The organism is Pseudonocardia lacus (genome assembly GCF_018531445.1).
GTDB lineage: Bacteria > Actinomycetota > Actinomycetes > Mycobacteriales > Pseudonocardiaceae > Pseudonocardia > Pseudonocardia lacus.
Genome location: NZ_JAHDTH010000399.1, coordinates 1 through 3,005 on the forward strand (window position 1 = coordinate 1; position 3,005 = coordinate 3,005).

At 79.1% G+C, this 3,005-nt stretch carries 4 protein-coding genes; 2 read left to right on the forward strand and 2 right to left on the reverse strand.

Annotated features, from left to right (window positions below):
• Window positions 1-1,215: aldehyde dehydrogenase family protein (locus KIK08_RS38395; RefSeq protein ID WP_214408224.1), on the forward strand; the 1,215-nt coding region annotated here is incomplete at its 5' end.
• 56 nt (window positions 1,216-1,271) lie between these two features.
• Window positions 1,272-2,186, forward strand: a complete 915-nt coding sequence (locus KIK08_RS38400) for a glycosyltransferase family 9 protein (RefSeq protein WP_214408225.1) — start codon at window positions 1,272-1,274, stop codon at window positions 2,184-2,186.
• A gap of 35 nt (window positions 2,187-2,221) precedes the next feature.
• On the opposite strand, the gene KIK08_RS38405 is transcribed toward KIK08_RS38400, so the two are convergent.
• Together KIK08_RS38405 and KIK08_RS38410 are read right to left on the reverse strand one after the other, a co-directional pair.
• Window positions 2,222-2,746: a D-glycero-alpha-D-manno-heptose-1,7-bisphosphate 7-phosphatase gene (locus tag KIK08_RS38405; RefSeq protein WP_308258160.1), complete on the reverse strand. Its 525-nt coding sequence runs from the start codon at window positions 2,744-2,746 to the stop codon at window positions 2,222-2,224.
• A gap of 66 nt (window positions 2,747-2,812) precedes the next feature.
• The coding region (locus KIK08_RS38410; protein ID WP_214408226.1) for a hypothetical protein at window positions 2,813-3,005 on the reverse strand (193 nt) is incomplete at its 5' end.

Here is a 3,005-nt window from a genome sequence, read left to right on the forward strand (position 1 = left end):
GGGGCGGCCCTGCACGCCGCGGCCGCGGCCGTGCGCGACGCGGCCGACGAGCTGGCCGCACTGACGCAGCGGGAGACCGGCAAGCCGTTCGACGACGCCCGGGGCGGCGTCGACGCCGCCGTCGGCACCCTGATCCAGTACGCGGAGCTGGGGCCGGTGCACCGCGGCCGGGCGCTGCACGGCGCCTGGGCGGCGACCGACCTGATGGTGCCCGAGCCGCGCGGCGTCGTGGTCGTGCTCACGCCGTGGAACGACCCGGTCGCGGTGGCCGGCGGGCTGATCGGGGCCGCCCTCGCCACCGGCAACACCGTCGTGCACAAGCCGAGCGAGCGGTGCCCGCACACCGGGCGGCGCTTCGCCGAGATCCTCGCCGCGCACCTGCCGGCGGGTGTGCTGGAGATCCTCGACGGGGACGGTGAGGTCGGCGCCATGCTGGCCGCCGCCCCGGTGGACGTGGTCGCGCACGTCGGCAGCACGGCGACCGGGCGGCGGATCGCGGTGAGCTGCGCCGGCAGCGGTGCCCACGTCCTGCTGGAGAACGGCGGCAACGATCCCCTCGTCGTGGACGACGGCGTCGACCCGAGGTGGGCGGCCGGGCAGGCCGCGCTCGGCGCGTTCGCCAACGCCGGGCAGATCTGCGTGTCGGTCGAGCGCGTCTACGTCCACGCGGGCGTCGCCGACGCGTTCCTCGACGCGCTCGTCGACGAGGCCCGGCGGTGGGCGGAGCGGATCGGCCCGCTGGTCGACCGGGCGCACCGGACCCACGTCCACGGCCACGTCGCCGGGGCCGCCGGCCGCGGGGCCCGGGTGCTGGTCGGGGGCGAGGTCCCGGCGGGGGTGGGCTCGTTCTACCCGCCGACCGTGCTGACCGCGTGCCCGCCCGACGCGGATGTGCTGCGCGAGGAGACGTTCGGGCCGGTCGCCCCGGTGCGGGTGGTGCCGGACTTCGCGACGGCGCTGCGGGAGGCCGCCGACGACGCCTACGGCCTCGCCGCGACGGTGCTGACGCCCGACATGGCCCACGCCCAGCGCGCGTGGCGGGAGCTGCCGGTGGGCACGGTGAAGATCAACGACGTGTTCGGCGGCGCCCCGGGCGGCGCGGCCCAGCCGCGCCGGGCCAGCGGCCGCGGCTTCGGCTACGGGCCGGAGCTGCTCGACGAGATGACCACCACCAAGGTCGTGCACATCGCCGCTCCCGCCGGGGCGACCGGGTGAGCGCCGCCGGGTCGCCGGCCCCGGGGCCCACTGGACCGTCGAGACCCTCCGCGCCGGTGGCGCTGGTCCTGCGCGCGCTCGGCCTGGGCGACCTGCTGGTCGCGGTGCCCGCGCTGCGGGCGCTGCGCCGCGCCCGCCCGGAGCACCGGATCGTGCTCGCCACCCCGGCCGCGCTCGGCCCGCTGGCCGCGCTGACCGGCGCGGTCGACGCCGTCCAACCCACGGCCGCCATCTCCGACCTGCGCCGCCCGCCCGACGGCCCGCCCGACCTGGCCGTCAACCTGCACGGGGCCGGCCCGCAGAGCCACGCCGCCCTCGACGCCACCGGCCCGGCGGCGCGGATCGGCTTCGGTGGCCCGCCCGGGTGGCCCGGACCGACGCACGCGCAGGCGCTGGCGGCGGACCCGCACGAGCGGGAGCTCTGGTGCGGGCTGCTGGAGCGGCACGGCATCCCGGCCGACCCGCTGGACCTGCGGCTGGATCCGCCGTCGAGGTCCGATCCCGCGGTGGTCGTGCACCCCGGCGCGGCCTTCGGCGCCAAGCGCTGGCCGGTCGACCGGTTCGCCGCGGTGGCGGCCGCGCTGGACGGCCCGGTCCCGGTGGTGGTCACCGGCTCGGCCGCGGAGCGCGAGCGGGCCGAGCGCACCGCAGCGGCCGCGGGCCTGCCCGCCGCGCGGGTGCTGGCCGGGCGCACCACGCTGACCGAGCTCTGCGCCCTGGTCGCGGGGGCCCGCCTGGTGGTCTCGGGCGACACCGGCATCGCGCACCTGGCCGCCGCCGTGGGCACGCCGTCGGTGGTGCTGTTCGGGCCGACCGGGCCGCGGCGCTGGGGGCCGCCGCCGGGGCCGCACCGGGTGATCGAGCACCCCGAGCTGCGCCGCGGCGACCCGTTCGCCGACGACCCCGACCCGGCGCTGCTCGCCGTGCGGGTCGACGAGGTGCTCGACGCCGTGATGGCGCTCCCACGCTGACGGCCGGGGTCACTCCCGTCAGGTCAGTGGTCGGGTCACCGTGGGCCCAGCAGGTGCTCGACCGCCTCGACCAGGGTGCGCCGGACCACCGGCGCCCGGCGGATCTCCTCCGGCCGGGTCACCGCGGTGGGCACCATGACGGCCGCCGCGCCGGCGGCCGCGGCCGCCTCGACGTCGGCGCCGATGTCGCCGATCACCGCGGTGCGCGCCGGTGGCACCCCGAGCTCGGCGGCGGCGTCGAGCACCATCCCCGGCCGCGGCTTGCGGCACGCGCAGCCCTCGTCGGGCGCGTGCGGGCAGACCCGGAAGGTGTCGAAGGGCCCGAGCAGCCGGACCACCTCGGCGTTGACCGCGGCCGCCTGCTCCGCGGTGATCAGGCCGCGGCCGATGCCGGACTGGTTGGTCACCACGCCGATCCGGACGCCGGCCGCGCGCAGCATCCGCAGGGCCGGCACCGCGGCCGGCATCGGGCACACGCGCCGCGGGTCGGCGCAGTAGGGCACGTCGATGATCAGCGTGCCGTCCCGGTCGAACAGCACGGCCAGCGGCGCCACCGTCACCTCAGCCCCGTCACGTCAGCCCCGTCACGTCAGCCCCGTCACGTCAGCCCCGTCACGTCAGCCCCGTCACGTCAGCCCGGCCGGGGCGGACCGCGCGACCGACCGGACCGCGGGCTGGGCGGCGCGGCTCCGGGGTCGTGCCCGCCGGCCGCCGTCCTGCGGCGCCGGACGGTCGTCGAGCTCGTCGTCCGCCGGTTGGCCGAACACGCGGCCGGTCCAGCGGACGGCGCCGGCACCGCCGTTGCCGACGAACCGGGCG